Origin of the sequence: Nocardia cyriacigeorgica, from assembly GCF_029868385.1 — a bacterium.
Classification (GTDB): Bacteria; Actinomycetota; Actinomycetes; order Mycobacteriales; family Mycobacteriaceae; genus Nocardia; species Nocardia cyriacigeorgica_F.
This window is the reverse complement of the sequence record NZ_JARWNX010000027.1, coordinates 81,919-104,678: the sequence shown is the minus strand read 5'-3', so window position 1 is coordinate 104,678 and position 22,760 is coordinate 81,919. Positions and strand designations below refer to the sequence as shown.

The 22,760-nt window shown below is 67.1% G+C and carries 25 protein-coding genes and 1 riboswitch; of the genes, 8 read left to right on the top strand and 17 right to left on the bottom strand.

The genetic code is table 11. The annotated features are described in order from the left end of the window. Nucleotides 1-236 precede the first annotated feature (236 nt). Nucleotides 237-1,607 carry a DNA repair protein RadA gene (gene radA / locus QH168_RS05855; protein WP_280233412.1) on the top strand — a complete coding sequence of 457 codons (1,371 nt, stop codon included), beginning with the start codon at nt 237-239 and terminating at the stop codon, nt 1,605-1,607. A 199-nt stretch (nt 1,608-1,806) separates the two neighbouring features. On the opposite strand, the gene QH168_RS05850 is transcribed toward radA, so the two are convergent. Both QH168_RS05850 and QH168_RS05845 read right to left on the bottom strand, forming a co-directional pair. After that, nucleotides 1,807-2,475 carry a hypothetical protein gene (locus QH168_RS05850; protein ID WP_280233410.1) on the bottom strand — a complete coding sequence of 223 codons (669 nt, stop codon included), beginning with the start codon at nt 2,473-2,475 and terminating at the stop codon, nt 1,807-1,809. 122 nt (nt 2,476-2,597) lie between these two features. Further along, on the bottom strand, nt 2,598-3,221 hold the full coding sequence (locus tag QH168_RS05845) for a carbonic anhydrase (protein WP_280233409.1): 624 nt from the start codon (nt 3,219-3,221) through the stop codon (nt 2,598-2,600). Between the two features lie 98 nt (nt 3,222-3,319). Here QH168_RS05845 and QH168_RS05840 point away from each other — a divergent pair, with 98 nt between their 5' ends. Then, nucleotides 3,320-4,237 carry an A/G-specific adenine glycosylase gene (locus QH168_RS05840; protein WP_280233408.1) on the top strand — a complete coding sequence of 306 codons (918 nt, stop codon included), beginning with the start codon at nt 3,320-3,322 and terminating at the stop codon, nt 4,235-4,237. Between the two features lie 201 nt (nt 4,238-4,438). On the opposite strand, the gene QH168_RS05835 is transcribed toward QH168_RS05840, so the two are convergent. Next, nucleotides 4,439-5,200 (bottom strand): alpha/beta fold hydrolase, encoded by a 762-nt coding sequence (locus QH168_RS05835; RefSeq protein WP_280233407.1) that lies wholly within the window; start codon nt 5,198-5,200, stop codon nt 4,439-4,441. A gap of 79 nt (nt 5,201-5,279) precedes the next feature. Between QH168_RS05835 and QH168_RS05830 the strand changes: the two genes are divergently transcribed. From QH168_RS05830 to QH168_RS05820, 3 genes are all read left to right on the top strand, one after another. Continuing rightward, nucleotides 5,280-5,600 (top strand): antibiotic biosynthesis monooxygenase family protein, encoded by a 321-nt coding sequence (locus QH168_RS05830; RefSeq protein WP_280233406.1) that lies wholly within the window; start codon nt 5,280-5,282, stop codon nt 5,598-5,600. Nucleotides 5,601-5,638: 38 nt separating this feature from the next. Next, a riboswitch (cobalamin riboswitch) is annotated at nt 5,639-5,789 on the top strand. 30 nt (nt 5,790-5,819) lie between these two features. Then, nucleotides 5,820-6,023 (top strand): CbtB domain-containing protein, encoded by a 204-nt coding sequence (locus QH168_RS05825; RefSeq protein ID WP_280233405.1) that lies wholly within the window; start codon nt 5,820-5,822, stop codon nt 6,021-6,023. Then, a complete protein-coding gene (locus QH168_RS05820; RefSeq protein ID WP_280233404.1) occupies nt 6,014-6,817 on the top strand; it encodes a CbtA family protein in 804 nt (267 codons plus the stop codon). Before QH168_RS05825 ends, QH168_RS05820 begins: the two co-directional genes overlap by 10 nt. Nucleotides 6,818-6,866: 49 nt before the next feature. Here QH168_RS05820 and QH168_RS05815 read toward each other — a convergent pair whose 3' ends face one another. Genes QH168_RS05815 through QH168_RS05800 form a run of 4 tightly spaced genes read right to left on the bottom strand, consistent with a single transcriptional unit; the run spans nt 6,867 to nt 8,855 of the window. Then, nucleotides 6,867-7,310 (bottom strand): OsmC family peroxiredoxin, encoded by a 444-nt coding sequence (locus QH168_RS05815; RefSeq protein ID WP_280233403.1) that lies wholly within the window; start codon nt 7,308-7,310, stop codon nt 6,867-6,869. A 58-nt stretch (nt 7,311-7,368) separates the two neighbouring features. Beyond that, nucleotides 7,369-7,824 carry an SRPBCC family protein gene (locus QH168_RS05810; RefSeq protein ID WP_280233402.1) on the bottom strand — a complete coding sequence of 152 codons (456 nt, stop codon included), beginning with the start codon at nt 7,822-7,824 and terminating at the stop codon, nt 7,369-7,371. Nucleotides 7,825-7,884: 60 nt separating this feature from the next. Continuing rightward, nucleotides 7,885-8,205 carry a DMT family transporter gene (locus QH168_RS05805; RefSeq protein ID WP_280233401.1) on the bottom strand — a complete coding sequence of 107 codons (321 nt, stop codon included), beginning with the start codon at nt 8,203-8,205 and terminating at the stop codon, nt 7,885-7,887. 2 nt (nt 8,206-8,207) lie between these two features. Then, nucleotides 8,208-8,855 (bottom strand): FMN-dependent NADH-azoreductase, encoded by a 648-nt coding sequence (locus tag QH168_RS05800; protein ID WP_280233400.1) that lies wholly within the window; start codon nt 8,853-8,855, stop codon nt 8,208-8,210. A gap of 109 nt (nt 8,856-8,964) precedes the next feature. Between QH168_RS05800 and QH168_RS05795 the strand changes: the two genes are divergently transcribed. After that, the gene (locus QH168_RS05795) at nt 8,965-9,573 is read left to right on the top strand and encodes a TetR/AcrR family transcriptional regulator (protein ID WP_280233399.1); all 609 of its coding nucleotides are present in this window, start codon (nt 8,965-8,967) and stop codon (nt 9,571-9,573) included. Nucleotides 9,574-9,595: 22 nt separating this feature from the next. Here the strand turns inward: QH168_RS05795 and QH168_RS05790 are convergent, their stop codons facing one another. After that, nucleotides 9,596-10,471 (bottom strand): ABC transporter permease, encoded by an 876-nt coding sequence (locus QH168_RS05790; RefSeq protein WP_280233397.1) that lies wholly within the window; start codon nt 10,469-10,471, stop codon nt 9,596-9,598. Continuing rightward, nucleotides 10,468-11,367 (bottom strand): ABC transporter ATP-binding protein, encoded by a 900-nt coding sequence (locus tag QH168_RS05785; RefSeq protein ID WP_280233396.1) that lies wholly within the window; start codon nt 11,365-11,367, stop codon nt 10,468-10,470. Before QH168_RS05785 ends, QH168_RS05790 begins: the two co-directional genes overlap by 4 nt. 172 nt (nt 11,368-11,539) lie before the next feature. Between QH168_RS05785 and QH168_RS05780 the strand changes: the two genes are divergently transcribed. Further along, on the top strand, nt 11,540-13,273 hold the full coding sequence (locus QH168_RS05780) for a histidine kinase (RefSeq protein ID WP_280233395.1): 1,734 nt from the start codon (nt 11,540-11,542) through the stop codon (nt 13,271-13,273). After that, a complete protein-coding gene (locus QH168_RS05775; protein ID WP_280233394.1) occupies nt 13,270-13,932 on the top strand; it encodes a response regulator transcription factor in 663 nt (220 codons plus the stop codon). Before QH168_RS05780 ends, QH168_RS05775 begins: the two co-directional genes overlap by 4 nt. 165 nt (nt 13,933-14,097) lie before the next feature. Here QH168_RS05775 and QH168_RS05770 read toward each other — a convergent pair whose 3' ends face one another. From QH168_RS05770 to QH168_RS05735, 8 genes are all read right to left on the bottom strand, one after another. Continuing rightward, entirely contained in the window at nt 14,098-16,656 is a 2,559-nt protein-coding gene (locus QH168_RS05770; protein WP_280233393.1) for an ATP-dependent Clp protease ATP-binding subunit, read from the bottom strand. Nucleotides 16,657-16,944: 288 nt separating this feature from the next. Then, nucleotides 16,945-17,877 (bottom strand): esterase/lipase family protein, encoded by a 933-nt coding sequence (locus QH168_RS05765; RefSeq protein WP_280233392.1) that lies wholly within the window; start codon nt 17,875-17,877, stop codon nt 16,945-16,947. Between the two features lie 96 nt (nt 17,878-17,973). Then, nucleotides 17,974-18,534: a DUF1772 domain-containing protein gene (locus QH168_RS05760; protein WP_280233391.1), complete on the bottom strand. Its 561-nt coding sequence runs from the start codon at nt 18,532-18,534 to the stop codon at nt 17,974-17,976. A 103-nt stretch (nt 18,535-18,637) separates the two neighbouring features. Next, on the bottom strand, nt 18,638-19,198 hold the full coding sequence (locus QH168_RS05755; RefSeq protein ID WP_280233427.1) for an FHA domain-containing protein: 561 nt from the start codon (nt 19,196-19,198) through the stop codon (nt 18,638-18,640). A gap of 209 nt (nt 19,199-19,407) precedes the next feature. Next, nucleotides 19,408-19,767 carry a histone-like nucleoid-structuring protein Lsr2 gene (locus QH168_RS05750; RefSeq protein ID WP_280233426.1) on the bottom strand — a complete coding sequence of 120 codons (360 nt, stop codon included), beginning with the start codon at nt 19,765-19,767 and terminating at the stop codon, nt 19,408-19,410. 115 nt (nt 19,768-19,882) lie between these two features. Next, nucleotides 19,883-21,349, bottom strand: a complete 1,467-nt coding sequence (lysS, locus tag QH168_RS05745) for a lysine--tRNA ligase (protein WP_280233425.1) — start codon at nt 21,347-21,349, stop codon at nt 19,883-19,885. Between the two features lie 188 nt (nt 21,350-21,537). Beyond that, complete coding sequence (locus tag QH168_RS05740; RefSeq protein WP_280233390.1) at nt 21,538-21,969, bottom strand: rhodanese-like domain-containing protein; 432 nt, start codon at nt 21,967-21,969, stop codon at nt 21,538-21,540. Then, on the bottom strand, nt 21,969-22,625 hold the full coding sequence (locus QH168_RS05735; RefSeq protein ID WP_280233389.1) for a cysteine dioxygenase: 657 nt from the start codon (nt 22,623-22,625) through the stop codon (nt 21,969-21,971). The genes QH168_RS05740 and QH168_RS05735 overlap by 1 nt, the downstream gene beginning before the upstream one ends. Nucleotides 22,626-22,760: the final 135 nt, after the last annotated feature.

Below are 22,760 nucleotides of genomic sequence, written 5' to 3'. Positions count from 1 at the left end.
TCGTGCCCACACCCGGAGCACTGGAAGACCGGCTTGTTCTTCGCCACACGCGCACTGTAGCTGTGTCTGATTTGCGCCGCCTGCGGCGTCGCGGTTCGCGGCCCCTGGGGGTCTCGCGTCTCCGCTACCGCTGCGTACGCCGCAGGCAAGCAGCGGTAGCGGAGACGCGAGACCCCCAGGGGCCGCGAACCGCGACGCCGCAGGCGGCGCAAATCAGACACAGCTACAGTGCGCGTGTGGCGAAGAACAAGCCGGTCTTCCAGTGCTCCGGGTGTGGGCACGAGGTGGCCAAATGGGTGGGGAAATGTCCCGATTGCGGTGCGTGGGGCACCGTGGAGGAGATCGCGCCCGCGGTGGCGGCACCGGCGGGGCGGCGGGCCATGCTGCCGAGTACGGCGGCCTCGCCCATCTCCCAGATCGATTCTCAGCTCACCGCGGCCCGCTCCACCGGGGTCGCCGAGCTGGATCGGGTGCTCGGCGGTGGTGTGGTCGCCGGGTCGGTGGTGTTGCTGTCGGGTGAGCCGGGGGTCGGCAAGTCGACGCTGCTGCTCGAGGTCGCCCATCGCTGGGCCGCCGCTCGTGACGAGCGGGCCCTGTATGTGACCGCCGAGGAATCGGCGGGTCAGGTGCGGTTGCGCGCGGACCGGACCGGTGCGGTGCACGAGCGGGTGTATCTGGCGGCGGAATCGGACCTGTCGATCGTGCTCGGGCATGTCGAGCAGGTCCGTCCGACGCTGCTGGTGGTCGATTCCGTACAGACCATGCTGGCCCCGGACACCGATGGCGTCATCGGCGGTGTCACCCAGATACGCGCGGTGACGGCCGCGTTGACGGCGCTGGCGAAGTCGAGCGGTATCGCGGTGCTGCTGGTGGGCCATGTCACCAAGGACGGTGCGGTCGCCGGTCCGCGTACGCTCGAGCATCTGGTGGATGTGGTGTTGCAGTTCGAGGGCGATAAGAACTCGACGCTACGGATGGTGCGCGGGATCAAGAATCGTTTCGGCAGCGCCGACGAGGTCGGCTGTTTCGAGCTGCACGACGACGGCATCACCGGCGTGGCCGACCCCTCGGGGCTGTTTCTGCATCACCGCACCGATTCGGTACCTGGTACGGCGGTCACCGTGGCCCTCGACGGTAAACGGCCGCTGGTCGGTGAGGTACAAGGGCTGACCGTCGACACCCAGGTGCCAGCGCCGCGGCGCGCCGTGAGTGGACTGGACTACAACCGGGTGGCGATGATCCTGGCCGTCTTGCAGAGCCGCTGCGGTTTCTATGTCGGCAAGCAGGACATCTACGCGGCCACCGTCGGTGGTATGCGCCTGATCGAGCCGGCCGCCGATCTGGCGGTCGCGCTGGCCATCGCGAGTTCGGCGCGCGATACCGCGCTGGAGCCGGGCTGGGTGATCCTCGGCGAGGTCGGCCTGGCCGGAGAGGTCCGACGAGTCACCGCCACCGCCCGCCGCCTCGCCGAGGCCGAACGGCTCGGTTTCACCACCGCGATCGTGCCGCCGGGCACCGAAGCGAAATCGTCCCCGATGAAACTGATCGAGGCGACCTCATTGCGCAGCGCAATCCGTCTCGTAGGGCTGAGCAGAGGCAAGGGCTGACCCCCCGATACGCATCACAGCGGCCCGACCATTCGAGCCCAACTGCCCTCACCCTATCGGGACCTGCACAAACACCCGCCCCGACACATTTGTGCAGTTCAGAGCATCGCGCCGGGGGCGACCTCGAGGAGCCCCGTTCGCGGCCCGGCTCGGGGGCCGCGAACACGCGACACCGCAGGCGGCGCAAATTCAACACAACTCACGCCATGTTGAATGGCTCCGCCGCGCTGCGGATGGCGCCCAGCTGGGCGACGACGTTGTATGCGCCCGCCGGAACCTGCAACCGCTCGCCCGCGCAGTTCGGTTGGGAGGTGTTGCCGGTCCAGGTGACGGTGAAGGCGGCCTGTTCGCCGGGTTTCAGGGTGCGCTCATCCGGTTCGCCGTCGGGGTAGCAGTCGGTGCTGGCCCAGAGCCTGCGCTGACCGTCGAGGGTGTGCACGGAGACCTGTTGGAGGCCGGAGCCCATATCGCGGGTGCAGGCATCGGCGGAGATATTGGTGATCACGATGCCGAATACCGGCTGCTCACCGACCCGGTAGGTGGGTTGGGCGACGGTCACCTTCACCGCGAGCGACTGGTCCGAGCACTGTCCGGCGGCGACCGGCGCGTCGCTGCTCGGCGTGCCGGATTCGGACGGTTTCGACTCGGGGGCCGCCGACGATTCCTTCTTGGTCGAGGCCTGACCCGCTGGCTTGTTCGTCTCGGTCGACGAAGTCGCCGCAGCGGTATCGCCGGGTGAGTCTCCACCACGCGATACCGCGACCACCAGCCAGATCACCAGCACGAGTGCGATGACCAGTACGCCGATGGCAAAAACACGACGCCGCCAGTAGATCTCCGGAGGCAGCGGTCCATTCGGTTCCAGCACGACTCAACGGTAAGCGCACCGCTCGGCACAGCAACTCAGGGGCACGGCGTGTCGGGGCGTCAACCGTGTCGACGACGCCCCGGTCACACCCCTGGAGCTGGGCGAATGTGAGCGTCGGCGGCTCAGGCGACCTCGCCGATATCGCCGATCGAACCGTGCAGCTTGGCTTTGCCGTCGGCCAGTTTGTACGTGACACAGGCGATCGCGCATTGGCCGGCTGCGACGCGGTCGGCAATGATCGACGAACGCTGACGCAGCAATTCGGCGGTCTCCACGACATGGCGTGCCTCGAGCTCGTCGACGCTGGACAGACCCTCGCGCCGGCCGAGCAGCATGGACGGTGTGACCCGCTCGACGATGCTGCGGATGAACCCGCCGGGAACCTCACCGCCGTCGAGGGCGTCGAGGGTGGCCTTCACCGCGCCACAGCTGTCGTGGCCGAAGACCACGATCAGCGGCACGTTCAGGATCTCCACGCCGTATTCGATGGAGCCGAGCACCGAGGAATCGATGACGTGGCCCGCGGTGCGCACCACGAACATATCGCCGAGGCCCTGGTCGAAGATGAGTTCGGCGGCGACGCGGGAGTCTCCGCAGCCGAAGAGGATGGCCGTTGGATGCTGGCCTCCGACGAGCTTGGCTCGGTCAGCGGCCCCCTGATTAGGATGCTGCAACGTGCCATTGACGAAACGGTCGTTGCCGTTGCGGAGGGACTTCCAGGCACTGATCGGGTTCGACTGAGGCATGTGTCCATTTTGCACAGATTGTGTGTTACCGACGAGTTGGTTCTCGTTACGGGCCCGCAAACACCGTCTGGCCAGGCCCGAACGAACGCGGTGAGCACATGAGAGCGACACAGAAGGAAGTGCACGACCCGGTGGACGCGGACGCACTGCTGGACTGGTACCGGAGCACCGCCCGTGATCTGCCGTGGCGGCATCCGGATGTGAGTGCCTGGCAGATCCTGATGAGCGAGATCATGTTGCAGCAGACCCCGGTGGCGCGGGTCGAGCCGATCTGGCGGGAATGGGTGGCGCGCTGGCCGGCGCCCTCGGCCATGGCGGCGTCCTCGCAGGCAGAGGTGCTGCGGGCGTGGGGCAAGCTCGGATATCCGCGGCGCGCGCTGCGGTTGCACGAATGCGCGCGGGTGCTGGCCAGCGAGCACGGCGATCGGGTGCCGCAGGATGTCGAGACGCTGCTGAGCCTGCCCGGTATCGGTGACTACACCGCGCGGGCCGTCGCCTGCTTCGCCTACGGACAGCGAGTTCCGGTGGTGGACACCAATGTTCGCCGGGTGGTTGCCCGTGCCGTGCACGGGCGCGCCGATGCCGGTAATCCGTCGGCGCGCGATCTGCGGGAGACCGAGGCGCTGCTGCCGGAGCCGGTTCCGCGCGCCGCGATGTTCTCGGCCGCGCTGATGGAACTCGGCGCGCTCGTATGCACCGCGCGCACCCCCGTATGCGGCGCCTGCCCGCTACCGCATTGCGCCTGGAACGCCGCCGGCCGACCCGCCTCGCAGGTGGTGCGCCGGACCCAGAAGTACGAGGGCACCGACCGGCAGGCCAGGGGGCGACTCATGGACGTGCTACGCGATTCGTCCGGCCCGGTGGAACGGATACGGCTCGATATGGCCTGGACCCGCGACCCTGGCCAACGGGATCGCGCACTGGATTCACTGCTGGTGGACGGGCTGATCGAGCAGACCGCGGACGGATTGTTCGCATTGGCGGGCGAGGCCGGGCACACCGAACCGGGTAGCTGAGGCCGAGTCCGCGGCCGGACTTTCCGATCGGGTCGCGAGATCGACCGCCGGTTCGCGGTGTCCGACCGGCCAGACCGCCAGCCGATTCCTCGGCGCGCGCGGATGGTGGCGGTCGCCCGATAAGGGACAGCATCCCGGCGTGGACCTGGGTGGCGTCGGCGACCGGGTGCACGTGTCCGCGAAAGCGTGCCCTACGCTCGGTTATCGGGCACGCGGGCGCCCACCCAACACGTGGTTCAGAAACCGGCTCACCTCGGTGCGATAACGCTCGGGTTGGTCGTCGTGCACCAGATGCCCGGCGTCGGGAACGAGCGCGTACTCCGCACCCGGATGCACGGCCGCCATCTCGCGCATCTGGCCCGGTGGAGTGATGGTGTGCTCGCCCTCGAGCAGGAGTGTGGGGACGTCGATCGTGCGCCACTGGGCCCAGAAGTCCCGTGTGCCCCATTCCTCGGAGATATCGCGGAAGGTGGCGACCGAGCCGTGTAGCCGGTAGCCGTCGGGGCCGTGGTCGAAGGAGGCGAGGAAGTAGCGTCCGGCGACCGGTCCGAAGAACTCGAGCACCGCGGCCTCGTCCGGGAACGGCTGCGGCCAGGCTTCGATCATGGCGGCCCAGTGCGCGGCGGTGCGACCGGTGAAATCGGGGGCCATATCCTCGACGACCAGCGCTTTCACCCGTTGCGGATACTGCGCGGCGAACATCCAACCGTGCAGCCCACCCATCGAATGCCCGATCAGCACCATCGGCTCGGTGATCGAGGCGGTCGCGGCGGCCAGATCGGCGACGAATGCCTCCGTGCTCAGCTCGGCGGGCGCTGGCCTGCCGTGCCCGGCCGCGTCGAAGGTGTACACGTGCCCGAAACCGCGCAACCAGCCCACATGATCGCGCCAGGTACGGGCACTACCCATCAGACCGTGCAGCAGCACCAGCGGTGTGCCGGTCCCGCCCTCGTCGTACAACACGTCCGCGATTGTGCCGCACGGGCCGGTGATACCGGTCGCACCTACCGGTCGGCGCAGACGCAGGGGGCACAATCGAGGCATGTCTGTTGTGAAGATCAATGCGATCGAGGTTCCCGAGGGCGCGGGCCCCGAACTGGAGAAGCGCTTCGCCCATCGGGCGCACGCGGTGGAGAATTCGCCGGGCTTCCTCGGCTTCCAGCTGCTGCGGCCGACCGCGGGCGAGAACCGGTACTTCGTGGTCACCCAGTGGGATTCGGAAGAGTCCTTCGCGGCTTGGCGCGACGGACCGGCCCGCGAGGCGCATGCCGGTCAGCAGACCAAGCCGGTCGCCACCGGGGCGTCGCTGCTCGAATTCGAGGTCGTCCTCGATGTCGCTGGCAAGGCAGCCTCCGCCGACTGACACGCTTATCCCACCGGCAGCCGTCGCCAGGTGTATTGACGACGGCTGCTGTGGGGTGTCACAGTTCGAAGGACAAACGCGAAGGTGACGCGGTAATCCGGTGTGATTCCGGAGCGGTCGCGCCACTGTGTTCCAGCCACCGGGTCCGGTGCCGGAAAGCCAGACACCGGCACCTCCGCGACCACTCGACGGGACGCGAATATCCCAAGGAGGACTGGAATGGCCATCGCGCACTCCCCCGGCGCATCAGCCCGGGTCACCGATTCCCTGGCAACCGTGCTCGTCGCGGTCGGTGTCGTACTGCTCGCTCTGCTCACGCTCTACCTGGTCGGATTCGATCAGGGCGCCATCTCGCGCAGCGGGATGTACATGCATGAGCTGATGCACGACGGACGCCACCTGCTGGGCCTACCGTGCCACTGACCGGAACTCTGCGCACCCTGCTGCTGCGTGGCCTGCTGGCCGGTCTGATCGCCGGTCTGCTGGCGGGCACCGTCGGCTATTTCGTCGGTGAGCCCAACGTGGAAGCGGCCATCGCCATCGAGGAGGCCGGTGCGGCCGCCGAATCGGCGCATACCGAAGGCGGCGCGCACGCCGATGAGGGCGCCGGTGGCGGACACAGCCACGGCGACGATGGAGAAGCTCTGGTCAGCCGCTCCGGCCAGAAGGCGGGCCAGTTCCTGGCGCTCGGCCTCGCCGGGATGGCCTTCGGAGCGATCTTCGGCGCCGTCGCCCATGTGGCGCGTCGCTACACCGCGCTGTCCGGGCCGAAACTGGCGTTCGGGCTCGGTATCGGCGGCTGGGCGGCGATCGTCGCCGTGCCGTTCTTCAAGTACCCGGCCAATCCGCCCGCGGTCGGCGATCCGGAAACGATCAACGACCGGACACTGCTGTGGGTGGCGGCGGTGCTGCTCGGTCTGGTGGCCGTCGGCGCCGGAGTGTATGTGTGGAAGCTGCTCGCCGGTCGACTCGATACCGTGCGGTTGACCGCAGGTGTCGGCACGTTCGTGCTGCTCGCCACGATCGGCTACCTCGTTCTGCCCGGCGTGAACGAGGTCGGCGCCGATTTCCCGGCGAGCCTGCTGTGGGAGTTCCGGGTGTCCTCGCTGGCGGTGTCGACGACACTGTGGGCCTGCCTCGGCCTCGGCTACGCGATACTCACCGAGTTCGCCGACCGCACGGGTGCCTCGGCACCGGAAGTGGCGGCCGCGGCCTGATCGAAAGGGGCGGTGCCGGTCGCGCTGACCGGCGCCGCCCTTTCCTGTCTCAGGACTCGAGCGCGGCGTCCAGCGTGATGTTGTCGACCCCGGCGAGGGCCTTGCTGACCGGGCAGCCCGCCTTGGCGGCTTCGGCGGCGGCGTTGAAGCCAGCGGCGTCGAGCCCGTCGACGCGGCCGCGGACGGTGATCTTCACCCCGCTGATGCGGAAACCGCCCGCCGGGTCGGGCCCGAGGGTGACATCGGCGGTGACGTCGAGGCTGCGCGGGGTGGCACCGGCATTGCCGATCTCGGCCGACAGCGCCATCGCGTAGCAGGACGAATGGGCCGCGGCGATCAACTCCTCCGGGCTGGTGGTGCCGTCAGCGGCGTCGGCGGCGCGCTTCGGAAACGACACGTCGTACTTGCCTGCACCCGAGCTGGCCAGCTCGACCTGTCCGGTGCCGTCCTGCAAACCGCCGGTCCATGCGGTGCGCGCGGTACGTGTAGGCATCACAGTCCTTTCCACAATCGAATTACTGGGAGTTCTCGCTCGAACCTACCCGTCCGGCTCAGCTCGCGGCAGCCGTTCGCTCGTCGAGCCGTTCCAGTATCGCGGGCCAGGCGCCGCGATGCCGATCGCATACTTCCTGGTTTGGGAAACCACTGTGCCGCAGCTTGATTCGGATGCCTCGCGGTTGGTGCACGAAATCCACGCGCACCACGGTCTCCACGCCTTCGGTGCCGCCCGCTCCGGTGACCCAGGCGAACTCGACCAGCCGGTCGGGCTCGAGCCGTAGGAAACGGCCGTAATGCGGGACGGGCGTGCCCTGATCATCGGCTTCGAAATAGAAGGGTTCACCCACCTGCGGGCGCATGCGGACCGACTCCGGTATCGCGAGCCAGATATCGAAGCCCTGGGTCAAGGCCAGGTACAACAATGTCGGCGAGGCGGCCATGACGCGCTCCACGGTGAGCGCATGAGGCCGTGCCGACAGGTCCGGAAAACGCACTTGCTGATCGACCATCAGACCGACCTTACCCGTGCTCGCGGACCCGCCCGACCGTTTGCCGTACCGGCCGTCCGATCAGCCGGGGTTGGTCACCTTGGCCAGGACGATACCGCCGACGATCAGCGACATGGCCACAAACCTGCCCGCGCTCAACGGATCACGATGCACGATCATGCCGAGCACGATCGCACCGACCGCGCCGATTCCGGTGAAGACCGCATACGCGGTGCCGACCGGCAGCGACTGCATCGCCCGCGACAGCAGATAGACCGCGAACGCCCCGAGCGCGAAGCACAGCAGCGTCGGCAGCGGACGGGTGAAGTTCTCGGTCGGTTTGATGCTCTGCGACCAGGCGATCTCCACCAGACCAGCGAATCCGAGGATCAACCAGCTCATCGTCAGTACTCCCCTGCCAGCTCGCGCACCGCCGCAAGGGCGAGGTCATAGGACTGTTCATGTTCGGCCCGCAGATGCGCCAGGGCCGGATCGAGCCGGGAATTGGCCAGTTCCGCATTGACGAACTTCGCGTCCCGCACCGCGAAATGTCCGGCGAAGAAATCGCGCAGATACCGTTCCTGATAGTCGAAGTCGGCCTTGGGCGAACCGGGCGAGTACGCGCCGCCGCGTGCGGTGACGGTAACGAATCGCCTGTGCCCCAGCGACATTCGCGGGAATGCGACCTGATCGATCCAAGCCTTGAGCGCGGCGGGAACCGAGTAGTTGTACATCGGGGTTCCGATGAGCACGACATCGGCGGCGAGCAGTTCGTCCAACAGCGGACCGGTGATCGCCCAGGCCGCTCGTTGAGCCGGGGTGCGCACCAGGTCCGCGATGCGGCCCAGGTCGGTGCTGCCGTTCGCCAGCACCAGATCGCAGAGTTCGGTCCAGCCCTCGTCGATGAAGGGCACCTGATCCACCGCGAGATCGCGGTAACGGTAGTCGCCGTCCGGGTTGGCGAGCCGCCACGCATCGGCGAATTCGGCGCTCAAGGTGCGGCTGATCGACTGACGCCGAGCGCTGGCGTCGAGGTGCAGCAAGGTGGTCATCGGCTCCCTTTCGCTAACCGGACGTTGTGTCCGCTTATTGCTGGAAGTGACTGTAGAGCACAAGTGGACATCTTGTCCACTTAGCCTCGAATGGGTTACAGTCGCCGTCATGGAACCCCCCGCTGACCTGCTCACCATCGGTATGGGCCCGTCCTCCGGCGCGCCCGTCGAACGCGCCGACGCCGCACGTAACCGGGCCAAGGTGCTCGCCGCGGCGGCCGAACTCTTCGCCGAACGCGACCCGCGCACCGTGACCATGGACGACATCGCCAAGGCCGCGGGCGTCGGCCGCGGCACCCTGTATCGCCGGTACGCGGATACCAATTCGATCGCCGCCGCACTGCTCGACGAACACGAACGGGCGCTACAGGAAGAGCTGCTGGGCGGTGCACCACCGCTCGGGCCGGGCGCGGCCCCCGCCGAACGATTGGCCGCCTTCTACGCGGCCATGGTCGAACTCCTGGAAACCCACTCCGGGCTGGTGCTCGGCGCCGAGACCGGCGGCGCCCGATTCGGCACCGGCGCCTACGGGTTCTGGTTCGCCCATGTGCGCGCGCTGCTGCGCGCGGCCGGACTGGACCACCCGGAGGCCATGGTCGACCCGCTGCTCGCACCGCTGGCCGCCGAGGTCTATCAACAGCAACGCGCGCGCGGCTTGGCCCCGGCGGAGATCACCGGGGCCCTGCGGCAGCTCGCACACGCACTGCTCGAACGCTGACGCCCGATCGGGCGTCGGGCGTTCAGACCAGATCGCGTCTGCGGATCAGCCAGATCGTGGCGGTGACGAAAACCGCCGTGTAGATCGTCAGCGCGAGTACCGATTCGGCGCGGGTCAGGATATCGAGGACGCCGGGCGTCGGCGGACCAGCGCTGGTGCGCATCGCACCGGCCAATGAGCCGGCGGCGGTACCGGGCAGCCGATCGGTGACCACCTCGATCGGCCCGAAAATGCCCGCGACGCCGCGCAACAGATTCTCCACCACCAGCACCCAGATCAGGCCGAGACCGACCGCGAGCGCCGGACCACGAGCGATCGCGCCGATCAACGCGCCCGCCAGCGTCCACATACCGAGAATCAGACTGCCGCTGAGGATTCCGTCCAGCGAATGCCCGAATGAGGGCATGACCAGTTGCTGCGATTCACTGCTCGCGATCAGCGATGCGACACCGAGATCGACCGCGAAAGCGGTGACCACCAAGCCGATCACCACCACCGCGAGGCAGATCAGCGTCCCCGAGATCGCCACGATCCGCGCCGGGCCCTGGGTGAGCACCGTCTTCCACGTCCCCCACCCGTAGCCGGAACCGATGGTCAGCGCACCGAGGATCAGCATCAGCGCACCACCGAACATGGCCATGCCCTGTGTGAACACCTCGGGTACCGATGCGGGAAGCATCTGTTGCAGCAGTTGCTCTTTCGGCAGACCATCCGACATCGCCGTCTGCTCACCGGATCGGTAGGCCAGATAGTTGAACAGGTACGCGAAGGTGAGGTTCAACAGAATCCAGGTGCCGAGAATGATCCAGAACGCGGGCCATTTGGTCAGGCGCAGCCGTTCGGCCCGCACACTGGCGATCAGATCCGGTATCGGCGATCTCGCGCTACGCACACTCATTTCACGGCCTCCAGTCCGGTCATCTCGAAGAACACTTCCTCGAGCGATTTCTCCTCGACTCGCAGTTCCAGCAGGTCCGCGCCGGATTCGACCACCGCGCGGGCGACCTTCGGCGCCGCATCCGCGCCCGCCTCGATCCGAATTCCGGCGCTGGTCAGCATCACCGGCTCACCCAGTACCGCGCGGATCGCGGGAAACGCCAGTTCGGCGGGTTCGGCACGGACCAACAGGGATGAGGCGCCACGCAATTCGGCCACCGTCGACTCGGTCAGCAAGCGGCCATCGGAGATGACGCCCACGCGATCACAGATCTCCTGCACCTCACTGAGCATGTGACTCGACAGCAGCACGGTATGCCCATCGGAGGCCAGATCGGTGATCAACGCACGCATTTCCGCCATACCGGCCGGGTCGAGGCCGTTGGTCGGCTCGTCCAGGATCAGCAGATCGGGGCGGCCGAGCAGCGCGCAGCCGACGCCGAGCCGCTGTTTCATGCCGAGCGAATAGGTGCGATAGCGGTCGTCGGCCCGCCCGGCCAGACCCACCCGCTGTAACGCCTCGTCCACCTCGGCCCGGCCGAGCCCGCGATATCGGGCCATGACCAGCAGGTTGTCCCGGCCGGACAGATACGGATAGAAGCCGGGGCCCTCGATCAGCACCCCGATCCGGCGCACCACCGCCGGATCACCCGGCCGGTGGCCGAGCACGGTGGCCGAACCGGCGGTCGGGGCGATCAAGCCGACGAGCATGCGCAAGGTCGTGGTCTTACCCGCACCGTTGGGGCCGAGGAAGCCGTAGATCTCGCCCGGCTCGACCCGCATATCCACCCGATCCACCGCGAGATGGGCGCCGTATCGCTTGGTCAGTTCATCGGTCACCACAATCGAATCCGTCATGACCGAAACCCTCCTCGCCGCGCGCCGCGGTCACATCCGTCCGGCGACGCGGGTTCGGGTACGTCCGGCGGCGTAGGAGATCGGGTGGCCGCGGGGGTGTGCGCAGCGCGTATGGGGTAAATACGTGTCGGTACGGATGGATTCCGGCTGCTGGACGAATAGGGTGCATAAGGTGCGGGAGTTCGGGATGGCGGGTCGGGGCCTGGTCGGATGGGACTGGGGGGTGGCGCTTGTCGTCGCTCTGGTGCAGGTGTTCGGCGGGCGCGGGGCCAACTTCGGCCAGACCGGAGTGCGCTCCCTCGACGCCCTCGGCTACGCGTTGCTGCTGGTCGGGCCGGTAGCGCTGCTGTTCCGCAGACATGAGCCGCTGCCGGTCCTGTTCGTCACGCTCGCTACCTGCGTGAGCTATCTGTGGCTCGACTATGGCTACGGGCCGATCTTCCTCTCCCTTGTCATCGCCTTCCTCACCGCCGCGACCCGCGGATCACGGTGGTGGACCTATCCGCTGGTCCCGCTCGGCTATCTGGTGATCGTCTGGCCGCTGCCCGCACTACTCGGCCGCCACACCGAGGTCTGGCAGATCTTCGGTCTGCTGGCCTGGCTCGCGGTGCTGGTCGGCCTCGCCGAAGGGATCCGCCAGCGCCAGGCGGTGCTCGAGGCACGCAGGCAGCGCGCCGAAGCCGCCCGGCGCGACGAGCAGGCACAGCGCAGACGTCAGGCCACCGAGGAACGGTTGGCCATCGCGCGGGAGCTGCACGATGTGCTCGCCCACAGCCTGTCGCTGATCAATGTGCAGGCCTCGGTGGCGCTGGAACTGTTCGACAAGAAGCCCGAACAGGCCGCGTCGGCGCTCACCGCGATCAAAGGCGCGAGCAAGGATGCGCTCGCCGAGGTGCATACGCTGCTACACACCATTCGGACCGGGAACACCCTCGGCGGCGAGGCCACGGACGCCGAACCGGAACAGCTGTCGGATCCGGCCGAACGTGCTCGCCGTGGTCGGCGGCGCAGGGCACGCGCCCGGCGGCGCGGCGCCGAGATGCGCCGGGCCGCTCGACGGGCGGAGGCCTCGGATACGTCCAGTCCCACACCCGAGGACGACAACCGGTCGACGAGTGATTCAGCGGTGACCGAGCAGGCCGAATCGCAGCCCGCCGCACCACGCACCCCCGCGCCGACCATCGCCGATCTGGACGAACTGCTGCACCGCATACGCGAAGCCGGACTGACCGTGCACACCCGCGTGCTCGGCACCGTCGCACCGCTGCCGAGCGTCATCGATGTGGCGGCGGCCAGGATCATCCAGGAATCGCTGACCAATGTGGTCCGGCACGCACCGGGCGCCGATGCGACCGTCACCGTGCGCTACACCCCCGATTCGGTCGATTTCACCATCGACAACACCCGCCCCACCAGCGCGCCCGCCCGCACCGGGACCACCGGCGGCAACGGAATCATCGGCATGCGCGAGCGGGCGCACGCCCTCGGCGGCGCACTCACCGCCGGACCGAGGCCGAGCGGCGGGTTCCGGGTGGCGGCGCGCCTACCCGTCCGGGCGGTGGCGACCGATCGACCGGAACCACCTCGTGCCGCAACGGATTCGGCGGGCCGTCCTGATTCCGCCGGAACGCCGTCTGCCGGAGATGCCGGTTCACGTGGGAAAGGAGGGGCCGCAACGACCGGCACCGAAGTCTCGACATCATCCGGCGAGCCCCAGCGCCCCAACGGCAACACCACGCCCGGCGGTTCGGCCTCGCCCCGACCCGAACCCGAGGCCGAATCCGACGCCGCGAAGTCCGGTCGGCCGGCGCGCACCGCGGCCTCGTCCGCCACGGCGCGCGCAGGTGGGGCCGGACAGATACACCAGGTTACGGCCGACAACCATGGTGGAGCGGAGCTGCGATGAGCATTCGGGTGCTGGTCGCCGATGATCAGGCACTGGTTCGTGGCGGATTCGTCGCGCTACTCGACGCGCAGGACGGTATCGAGGTCGTCGGCGAGGCCGATAACGGTGAGCAGGCCGTGCGGATGACGCGCGCGCTCACCCCCGATGTGGTGCTGATGGATATCAGGATGCCGATCCTCGATGGTCTGGCCGCCACCCGCATGATCGCCGACGACCCCAAACTCGCCGAGGTCAAGGTGGTCGTGCTGACGACCTTCGAACTGGACGAATACGTTTTCGAGGCGATGCGTTCGGGGGCGACGGGATTCCTGGTCAAACACACCGAACCGGCCGATCTGGTGCGCGCGGTCCGGGTGGTCGCGGCAGGTGATGCCCTGCTCTCGCCCGGCGTCACTCGCCGTCTGATCGCCGAATTCTCCGAACACGCCAAACAACCACCGCCCGCGACCTTCTCCGAACTCACCGACCGGGAGCGCGAGGTACTGACCCTGGTCGCCGAAGGTCTCACCAATGCCGAGATCGGCGAACGCCTCTTCATGAGCCCCGCCACCGCCCGCACCCACGTCAGCCGCATCCTCACCAAACTCGACGCCCGCGACCGCACCCAACTGGTGGTGCTGGCCTACGAATCGGGGCTGGTGCGGCCGGGCTGGCAGTGAGCGGCGAGATCAGCCGGCCGTGCCGCGCGGCACGATCCACTCTGTCGGCTGACCAGTGATATCGGAATAGCCTGCCATGCATCTCCGCCGCCACTCATGTGTGCCCATTACAGCCGAGAACGGGCCCGCCCCCACCAGGGGACGGGCCCGTTCTCGATTCGCGAATTACTCGCCGGAGGCTGCGGCCTCGGTGGGGCCTTCGGCCGCGCCGGTCAGCACGACCTCGGGCTTCTCCTCGGCACTGGCCTTGGTCAGCTTCGCCTTACCGGCGAAGGTGAACTTGGCGTCCTCGCCGGAGCCTTCGCCGTCCCAACCCTCGACGTCGACCGAGACGGTCTGGCCGGGGCCGATCTCGCCGAAGAGGATCTTCTCCGACAGCTGATCCTCGATCTCGCGCTGGATGGTGCGACGCAGCGGGCGGGCACCGAGCACCGGATCGAAACCACGCTTGGCCAGCAGGGCCTTGGCGTTGTCGGACAGTTCCATCGCCATGTCCTTGTTCTTCAGCTGCTTCTCGACGCGCGCGATCATCAGATCGACCATCTCGACGATCTGTTCGGTCGTGAGCTGGTGGAAGACGATGACGTCGTCGATGCGGTTGAGGAACTCCGGCCGGAAGTGCTTCTTCAGCTCATCGTTGACCTTGAGCTTCATCCGCTCGTAGTTCGAGCCCTCGGCGTTGGACTGGGTGAAGCCGAGGCCGACGGCCTTCGAGATATCGGAGGTGCCCAGGTTCGAGGTGAAGATCAGCACGGTGTTCTTGAAGTCGACCGTACGACCCTGGCCATCGGTGAGACGGCCGTCCTCGAGCACCTGCAACAGGGTGTTGTAGATCTCCTGATGCGCCTTCTCGATCTCGTCGAACAGCACCACCGAGAACGGCTTGCGCCGCACCTTCTCGGTGAGCTGGCCGCCCTCCTCGTAACCCACGTAGCCCGGAGGGGCACCGAACAGGCGCGAGGCGGTGAAGCGGTCGTGGAACTCGCCCATATCGATCTGGATGAGCGCGTCGTCGTCGCCGAACAGGAAGTTCGCCAGCGCCTTGGACAGCTCGGTCTTACCGACACCGGACGGACCGGCGAAGATGAACGAGCCCGAGGGGCGCTTGGGGTCCTTCAGGCCGGCGCGAGTGCGGCGGATCGCCTTGGAGACCGCCTTGACGGCGTCTTCCTGGCCGATGATCCGCTTGTGCAGCTCGTCCTCCATGCGGAGCAGACGGGTGGTCTCCTCCTCGGTGAGCTTGAAGACGGGGATACCGGTCCAGTTGGCCAGCACCTCCGCGATCTGCTCGTCGTCGACCTCGGCCACGACGTCCAGATCACCGGAGCGCCACTGCTTCTCGCGCTCGGCGCGCTTGGCGACGAGCTGCTTTTCCTTATCGCGCAGGCGCGCGGCCTTCTCGAAGTCCTGCGCGTCGATGGCGCTTTCCTTCTCGCGGCGGGCGTCGGCGATCTTGTCGTCGAACTCGCGCAGGTCGGGCGGTGCGGTCATCCGGCGGATGCGCATGCGCGCGCCCGCCTCGTCGATGAGGTCGATCGCCTTGTCCGGCAGGAACCGGTCGTTGATGTAGCGGTCGGCCAGCGTCGCCGCGGCCACCAGCGCACCGTCGGTGATGGACACCCGGTGATGCGCCTCGTAGCGGTCGCGCAGACCCTTGAGGATGTTGATGGTGTGCTCGACGGTGGGCTCGCCGACCTGCACCGGCTGGAACCGGCGCTCCAGGGCGGCGTCCTTCTCGATGTACTTGCGGTACTCGTCGAGAGTGGTGGCGCCGATGGTCTGGAGTTCGCCACGGGCCAGCTTCGGCTTCAGGATCGAGGCCGCGTCGATGGCGCCCTCGGCGGCACCCGCGCCGACGAGCGTGTGCAGCTCGTCGATGAACAGGATGATGTCGCCGCGGGTGTTGATCTCCTTGAGCACCTTCTTCAGGCGCTCTTCGAAATCACCGCGGTAGCGGCTGCCCGCGACCAGGGAACCAAGGTCGAGGGTGTAGAGCTGCTTGTCCTTGAGCGTCTCGGGGACCTCACCGTTGACGATGGCCTGGGCCAGGCCCTCGACGACCGCGGTCTTACCGACACCGGGCTCACCGATCAGCACCGGGTTGTTCTTGGTGCGGCGGCTCAGCACCTGCATGACGCGCTCGATTTCCTTCGAGCGGCCGATGACCGGATCGAGCTTGCCCTCGAGCGCGGCCTGGGTGAGATTGCGGCCGAACTGGTCGAGCACCAGCGAGGTGGACGGGGTGCCGGTCTCACCGCGGGTGCCGGATTCGACCGGCTCCTTGCCCTGGTAACCGGACAGCAGCTGGATGACCTGCTGACGCACCCGGTTGAGATCGGCGCCGAGCTTGACCAGCACCTGCGCGGCCACGCCCTCACCCTCACGGATGAGCCCGAGCAGGATGTGCTCGGTGCCGATGTAGTTGTGGCCGAGTTGCAGGGCCTCCCGCAGGCTCAGCTCCAGCACCTTCTTGGCGCGCGGGGTGAACGGGATATGACCGGACGGGGCCTGCTGGCCCTGGCCGATGATCTCCTCCACCTGGCTGCGCACGCCTTCCAGCGAAATGCCGAGCGACTCCAGCGACTTGGCCGCGACGCCCTCACCCTCGTGGATCAGCCCCAGCAGGATGTGCTCGGTGCCGATGTAGTTGTGGTTGAGCATCCGGGCCTCTTCTTGGGCCAGGACAACGACACGCCTCGCGCGGTCGGTGAACCTCTCGAACATCGCTCCCTCACTCTCCTGCTCCGACATTCTGGCAACAGACGCCGCAGTGTGCTGTCGAACAAACCTGGGCGCCAACCCGACGAACCTGGCCGTCAGCCTGCCATGAAGCCCGGGGGTTGCGGCCCCCGCCTCCACTCTAGTTGGCGGAGGATTCCGCCGCCGCCGGTCCACCCTATTGCCGACCGGTGGCGACATGGTCATTCACTCATAACGTGAGGGGTGCGGGTTTCGTTTCCGAACCGGTTTTGCCCAGAGCGAACAACCTGGTGTGCCTGCCAGCCCGAGCGCTCAGCCGGTGAACGGTGCGACGAAGTGGCACGGAACTTCCCTCGGATGGGCAGGGTCGAGGGCGTTGAGGACGTGGGCCGCGGCCCGCGGGCTGCCCGCGATACCGAGATGTTCGGAGTAGTCCTGGGCGCAGCCCTGCTGGACGACGATATTGGTGGTGTTCGGCCCCGGCGCCACCGCCGAGGTGTAGGGCACCACGATCTCCTCCATGCTGCCCACGATGTTGGTGTATGTCACGTCCGGGTGGTAGATGCCGTCGGCGTTGAGTTCGGTGAGGAACGGACTGCCCGCTGGCACCTGCGCGCAGGCCAGGCAGGGGATCGAGTTCCAGGCCTCGCCGAGCCCGACCGCACGCGCGAAGGCGGCGACATCGGCCAGTCCGAAGGCCGTGGTGCCGAGCCATGGCACCGCGAGGGCGACGATTTTGTCCACCTTGTCCGCACCACCCAGGCGTTTGACGAAGTAGTTGCCGACCAGCCCGCCCTGGGAATGACCGACGATATCGACCCGCTGTGCGCCGGTGGCCGCGAGCACGCGGTCGACGAAGGCGCCGAACTCGGCAGCGTTGTCCTGGATCGGCAGCATCCCGCCGAGCGCCGAGATCGGCCACGGCAGGTCGTATGCGCCGTAGGTCAGCGAGTACACGCAGTAGCCCTCGTTGGCCAGCAATGCGACGTAGGTGCCCCAGTTCGTCTGAGCGCCGCCGCCGGTGCCGTGCGCGAGAACCACCGGATTCGGATGTTCGGCGCTGGGGCGGCAGGACCAGTCGTTGGCACCGGGCAGCGAGCCACCGGGATCGGTCAGTTCGGCGGGGATGCCCGCGAAGAAGTTGTAGACCACCGGATACCGCTCGGCCTGCGCCGCCCCCGCCACGCTGATCCACAGCGCGATGAGGACGGCGGCGATGACGACGGTGATGGGCGCTCGGCGCATGACCCCTCCCAGTTCTAGAACCTGTTCCAGTACGCTACGTCGCGACCAGGGTCGATGTGACCATTACCGACGGGTAGGTACCGGAACGAGTCCAGCTCAGGACAGCGGCTGCGCGACCGCGACCCCGGCATGCGGCTGCGCGGCGGCCGCATCGTCGCGACCCTGCTGCAACCCGGCGACGAACAGCGCGCCCGACAGCACGATGAACGCCAGGGTGTGCAGCACGGCGCGCACGATATTCCAACGCACCCAGGCAGATTCGAACTGTGCCCGCACCGCCCCCGGATCGGCGATGGCGGCCGGATCACCGGCGGCGGCCAACTGATCGTTGAGCGGGACGTTCAGCCCACTGGTCACCGCGAACGCGATCACGTTGAGCGCCAAGGCGACTGCGATCAAGATCAGGGTCGTGCGCCGATCGGCGCCGAGGTGCAGCAGCGCGGCCAATGCCGTGAACCCGACCGTACCGAGGAACCCGATCATGAAGGCCGGGTTGAGGATCACGACATTGATCTTCTGCATCGTCTCGATCACCGCGCGGTCGTCCATCCGCGCCAATGCGGGCATCACCGAGATCGCGTAGGCGTAGAAGACGCCCGCGATCAGCCCGGTCGCAAGCGTTGCCGCCACCAGCGCGACGATTCGTCCTACCGACATGTTCTGCTCCCTGGTACTCGCTTCGATTTCGACTTTCAGTCAACCGGGAGCGGACGCGAGCGACCATCGCTGAGAAGCTCGCCTCCATCAGCGAGCGTCTACCTCACAGGTCGCGGTCGGAGATGAGACCGCTCTGCATGGCGAGAGCGGCCAGGCGGACTCGTTTCTGGTTCTGTGGCAGGTCCTCGACGCCGAATTTGGCGAACAGCGCGCGCAGATGGGTTTTGATCGCGTCGACGCTGAGGAACAGTTCCTCGGCGATCTGCTGATTGGAGGCCGGGGTCGCGAACCCGGCGCCGTGTTTGTACGGGCGGCACAGCGCGACCAGCACCGAGCGCTGGGTATCGGTGAGCGAGCGGGCGGTGGGGATGGTGCCGGTGGAGGCGCGGGTGGCGTCGTCGGCGACAGCACCGAATTCGTGGAAGGAGATCAGTGAGGTGCCCACCCGGATGCGATCGCCCGCCATGAGCCTGCGCCTGCCGGTCAGGCGCTCACCGTTGACGAAGGTGCCGTTGCGGGAAAGCCCGTCGTCGACGATGGTCCACTGGGCGCCCAGATATTCTACGGCCGCGTGCAGCCGGGATACTTCGGCGTCCCAGCGCAGGGACAGATCGGCGTGGGTGGAACGCCCGATGGTGACGCGCGGATGGTCGGGGGTCAGCATGAGTTCCTGCCGATGCCCGCCCGCGTCGGCGAACCGCAGAATGGATCCGACGAAAGTTGTCACGGCGCCATGACCTCGGCTCGACGGGACGACGTGGTTCTACTGGGCGAGGACCTGCGCACAGGTCCATCGTGCCGTGCTCCGGCCGCTACGAACAAGGCTGCCGCCGGGGCGTCGCACGATCCGCCCGGCGGCAGCCACTCGATGAGTCAGCTCTTGGCTGCCTTGTTGTAGGCATCGGTGATGTCCGCGGAGATACGACCGCGGGCGTGCACCTTGTGACCATTCCGGCGAGCCCATTCACGAATTGCCGCGGTTTGTTCGCGGTCCATCGGAACACGGCTCTTGGTGGTGCCACCGGTGGTCGCCGCGGCCTTCACCCGACGCCGACCACTCACGCGGCGAGCGTTGGCAACCCACTGCTCCATCTCTTCCCGCAGCTTGGCCGCATTTGCCGACGACAGGTCGATCTCGTACGACACACCATCGATAGCGAACTCGATGGTCTCGTCCGCGATGGACTCACCGTCGACATCGTCGATCAGGCTTACGGTGACCTTCTTTGCCATGAGATGAACGTCCTCTCGAAATCGTGCGACCCGCATACTAGGCCGATTGCCCGAGGCAAGAATACCTCTAATTCGAAAAATGCCAACACGAGCTGGAGCCGTGCAATCCTACCGCTCAGCGAGCGGCTGGTCGCACAATTGGGAAGAGTATCGTTTCCCGGATTCCCAAACCGGTGAGAGCCATCAACAAGCGATCGATTCCCATACCGGTTCCGGTGGTCGGCGGCATACCGTGTTCCATCGCGGCGAGGAAGTCTTCGTCGAGCACCATCGCCTCGTCGTCACCGGCCGCGGCGAGCCGAGCCTGGTCGACGAAGCGTTCCCGCTGGATCACCGGATCGACCAACTCCGAATAGCCGGTGGCCAACTCGAAGCCGCGCACATACAGGTCCCACTTCTCGGTGACACCGGACTTATCGCGATGCTGTCTGGTGAGCGGAGAAGTCTCGACCGGGAAGTCACGGACGAATGTGGGCGCGTACAACTTGTCGCCGTACTGATGCTCCCATAGTTCCTCGACGAGTTTGCCGTGGCCGTAGCCCTTGCCCTCCGGAATTTCCAAACCGACCCGTTCGGCCAGTGCCAGCAATTCCGGAATCGTCGTTTCCGGGGTGACCTCCACACCCAGTGAGTCCGACAGCGAGGGATACATCTCGACCGTCGCCCACTCACCACGAAGGTCATATTCGGTGCCGTCGGCGAGTGTCACCACCTGCGTACCGAACGCTTCCTCGGCCACTTCTTGGATCAATTCCCGGATCATACGAGCCGAGTCGTCATAGGTGCCGTACGCCTGATACGTCTCCAGCATCGCGAACTCCGGCGAATGCGTGGAGTCGGCGCCTTCGTTGCGGAAGTTGCGATTGACCTCGAACACTCGCTCCAGGCCGCCGACCACACAGCGCTTGAGGAACAACTCCGGCGCAATACGCAAGTACAGGTCCATATCGAGCGCATTGGAATGGGTGACGAACGGTCTGGCCGCCGCGCCGCCGTGCAATGTCTGCAACATCGGCGTCTCGACCTCGAGGAATCCGCGACGCTCCAGCGCATTGCGCAGGGCACGCACCACCGCGACCCTGGTCCGTGCCATCTCCCTGGCCTCCGGGCGCACGATCAGGTCGACATAGCGCTGCCGGACCCGCGACTCCTCGTTCATCTCCTTGTGCGCGACCGGCAGCGGACGCAGCGATTTGGCAGCCATGTTCCAGGCGTCGGCCATAACGCTCAGCTCGCCGGTGCGCGAGGAGATGACCTCACCGTGCACGAAGACGAAATCACCGAGATCGACATCGGCCTTCCAGGCGGCGAGCGCATCGGCGCCGACACCGTTGAGGCTGATCATGGCCTGCAATTTGGTGCCGTCGCCCTCTTGCAGGGTGGCAAAGCACAGCTTGCCGGTATTGCGCATGAAGATGACCCGCCCGGCCACACCGACAATGCTGCCGGTCTTGGTGTCGGGTTCGAGGTCGGGATGTTCGGCGCGGATCTCGGCCAGGGTGTGGGTGCGCGGCACGACCACCGGATACGCCTGCCCGCCTTCGGCGATCAGGCGCTCCCGCTTCTCCCGGCGAATCCGCATCTGCTCCGGAACGTCGTCGACGTCGACGGAGCGGTTGGCACGGCCCGCGGGAGCCGATGCCGCGGAGCTACCGGTGGAGGGGGAATCGGGGGTGCTCACATCGAACTACCCTAGCGTGCACCGGAAACCGCTCCGCGCCCCGCCCGGCCCAGCTGATCCGCTGCTCCCGGCCCGGCGAGGCGCGGTTTCTACAGCGAGGCGAGGGCCGCAACCTCACGGGCGAAATGCGGGGCCCGCGACGCCACCGTGAGCAGCCCGGCCGCCTTCAGCGCCTGGTAGCCGCCGACCAGGTCGGTGGCCCGGTGCAGGCCCAGTTGCTGCAACGATGCGGCGGCGAGACTGGAGGTGTAGCCCTCCGAGCACAGCACGATCCATTCCACATCGTGATCGGTGGCCAACGCGAGCCGGGCCGAACTGGACGGATCGAGCCGCCATTCCAGCACATTGCGCTCGATCACGAGGGCGCCCGGCATCGTGCCCTCACGAATCCGCTGCGCCTGCGGGCGGATGTCGACCAGGATCGCGCCGCGTTCGAGTGCCTGCGGCAATTCGAACGCATACAGCCTGTGCAGCTGCGAGCGCGCGCTCTCCAGCATCTGATCGATGGTCTGCGGGCTCATCACATATCACCTTCGGGCTGGTCGGTGAGGACGGTTCGGGTACGCCGCAGGCTGCCGTGTCCGGTGAGTTCGTAATAGGACATGGCGGTCAGCGGCGGGGAGTAGGCGTGCACGCTCAGGGTCGGATCCAGGGGGCCGATCGAATCCGCGACGGCGACCGGCACCTCGATACCGGAGGAAACCGGCGGTTCTGGTGCGCGCACGACATCGTGCACCCAGCCGATCGGGAAGGAGGCCTGATCACCGGCGACCAGCGTGCGATGACGTAATTCGGTTCCGTTCCAACGATATTCCGACAGCGCTCCACTCAGGACGGTGAGCGCGCCGATGGAACCGGCATGATCGTGCAGTTCGGTGTACTTGTCCGGGGTCCAGCTGATCAGCCAGACATCGACCTCGTCATCGGAGAGCAGCCTGGTGGCCCAGCGCTCCTCGGTCGGCCACGTCCCATCGGCGGGCAGCAGATGGTCGTAGCGACCCGCGAGCACATCATCGGCGCCCTCGTCGGTGAGCCGGAGCAGATCGGCCGGACGCAGCCTGGTTGGCAGCGCCGGGGCGGTCGACCGGGTCGGCAACGGGTTGGCGGCACGCTCGGCACGGGCGGTCAGCGTGCGGGCATCACGTGCGGGAGAAAGGGAAAGGACAGAAGAACGCATGAGCGAATCTCCAGGAGGTATGCAGCGGTCGAGGACATCTGGCGTGCCTCGAACGGTCGAGGCGGGTCAGCCTCGACAACACTCCTGGGTGCTCACGCGGGAATACACGTCGATGAGTGTAGCAGGCACGTCGGA